The 1,723-nt window shown below is 55.2% G+C and carries 4 protein-coding genes; 2 read left to right on the forward strand and 2 right to left on the reverse strand.

Annotated features, from left to right (window positions below; genetic code table 11):
* Positions 1–229 precede the first annotated feature (229 nt).
* A complete protein-coding gene (locus M3I56_RS40450; RefSeq protein ID WP_254358637.1) occupies positions 230–736 on the reverse strand; it encodes a hypothetical protein in 507 nt (168 codons plus the stop codon).
* 257 nt (positions 737–993) lie between these two features.
* Between M3I56_RS40450 and M3I56_RS40455 the strand changes: the two genes are divergently transcribed.
* Both M3I56_RS40455 and M3I56_RS40460 read left to right on the forward strand, forming a co-directional pair.
* On the forward strand, positions 994–1,323 hold the full coding sequence (locus M3I56_RS40455; protein ID WP_254358639.1) for a plasmid partitioning protein RepB C-terminal domain-containing protein: 330 nt from the start codon (positions 994–996) through the stop codon (positions 1,321–1,323).
* On the forward strand, positions 1,266–1,496 hold the full coding sequence (locus tag M3I56_RS40460) for a plasmid partitioning protein RepB C-terminal domain-containing protein (RefSeq protein ID WP_254358641.1): 231 nt from the start codon (positions 1,266–1,268) through the stop codon (positions 1,494–1,496). Before M3I56_RS40455 ends, M3I56_RS40460 begins: the two co-directional genes overlap by 58 nt.
* Here M3I56_RS40460 and M3I56_RS40465 read toward each other — a convergent pair.
* Positions 1,490–1,723: transposase (locus tag M3I56_RS40465; protein ID WP_254355189.1), on the reverse strand; the 234-nt coding region annotated here is incomplete at its 5' end. The two genes, M3I56_RS40460 and M3I56_RS40465, sit on opposite strands and share 7 nt — an antisense overlap.

Consider the following 1,723-nt stretch of genomic DNA (forward strand, 5'->3'; position numbering starts at 1 on the left):
GCGTTCCCCGACAACCGCATCCTCGGAGCTGCCACGCTCGATCGGCTACGGCATGGCGCCTACCGTGTCGTCATTGAGGGTGAGAGCTTCCGCAAGCCGAAACCGATGCCCGAGAACGGCGAAAACGCGGTTGCAAAATCAGGCAAAAAAACGCATTCTTGAGTCCCTTCGAAATCGCGTTTCGGGGCCATTCCAAGTGGCCTCATTACGCCGATCATCCCCGGCTCGATTACGCCGATCCGTGACACCTCCGCTCGAATGATTCTCTTTCGTGCTTGTACTGCAGCAGATACAGCGCCACAACCTCCCGGCGACACGCCATCAGCTTCGACAGTTCTACACAGTCTGCCTGGGTCGCGGCCTTGATTGACCACAGCATGGGCGAGTACGGCTTTCTTCGGATTCTGTTGAAGAAAGGAACGGCACCACCTATGCCGACGAACCATGCGGCTATGACTATCAGCCCAAATAAAACGCCACAGACCAGAGCGGCTGCTCGCAACGATTCGTGGTCAAGGATAGCGCTGAACGACATGAGCAAAGTCAGAGCAACCAAGATTGCAATCGAATGGCTGAACAGTAGCTCGGCCGCGCGTTCGAACCACTTCTCGACCGGACTTTTGTCTCGCTCCGGAAGCTTGCGGGTGGTCAGAGTAACTGCAATTCGGTGGACCTCCTCTAGCTCCTGCTGCGTGATTACAGAATTCCTACACTTTTCCATAACGCGCTCCTGCATGTTTCTCTCTCCCAATAGCATCGGACTTGCCGGCGAGCGGCAATCATGCCACGCGCTTTTGAGAAAAGAACTGCTCTACCGCCGCAGCCCCGATTACTTTGCTTGCCACTCATGGTCGGTCAAAAAGTGCATATGTCATCCTGGGTACAATCGGGACCGCCTCTTACCAGCAGAGTTTGAAGGTATGCCTATTGCCGTTCTGGAAACGAACCAGCTACTGGTCTCGACCTATCGCGAAGCCCGCCATTTCTTGAATCTTGCCAGGCATTGAAGTCGGCACAGCACAGCGCTGGTCAAGCCTGCTCGACGGTATATCGGATGGGGCCGCCGCACTGCTTGCCGACAAAGCCTGTCCGGCGACAACCTTCAAGGCGCTGAAGCAGATGAAGCCTTCGCGGCAAATGGAGGCTGTCGAGCTCATGTGCGGACAGGGAAACTTCACGTCAGCCTTTGCGCGGGCAATTGTCGCTGCCACTCCGCCGGAGCAACTCGAAATTGACGCTGGTGCCGCGGGAAACCGGGCAACGAAGTGTCAAAGCAGCTCGCTCATCTCGAACGTGAACTCGCAACGCTTCAGACTACTGTAGCGCAGACCGATGAACGCTATGGTATCGAGCATCTACATCTCACGGTGTCAGCCGCTTATATTGCAACACTCGTCAGCAATGAGCGCGTGAGCCGTTGGTTAAATGAGCATCATCGCGACTTTGCTGCGCAATTCGAAACCATCAGCCTGGAAGCTAGTCGACTGCGTCATTGAAATGGCACTGGCCGAATTCGTCGTGATGGATCATCGTATTTCCATTTAATCGGCTTGGGATTCTTGTTGTGCTCGCGGATGTAGCGCATCAGCTTGCGGTCCAAATCCTTCACCGTGGTGAAGATGCCTCGCGCAATTACATCGCGCTGGATGCGCGAGAACCAGTTTTCCACCTGATTCAGCCAAGAGGTATAGGTTGGGGTGTAATGCAACCGCACGTTGCGGTG

Source organism: Paraburkholderia sp. CNPSo 3281, assembly GCF_024206515.1.
Lineage (GTDB): Bacteria > Pseudomonadota > Gammaproteobacteria > Burkholderiales > Burkholderiaceae > Paraburkholderia > Paraburkholderia nodosa.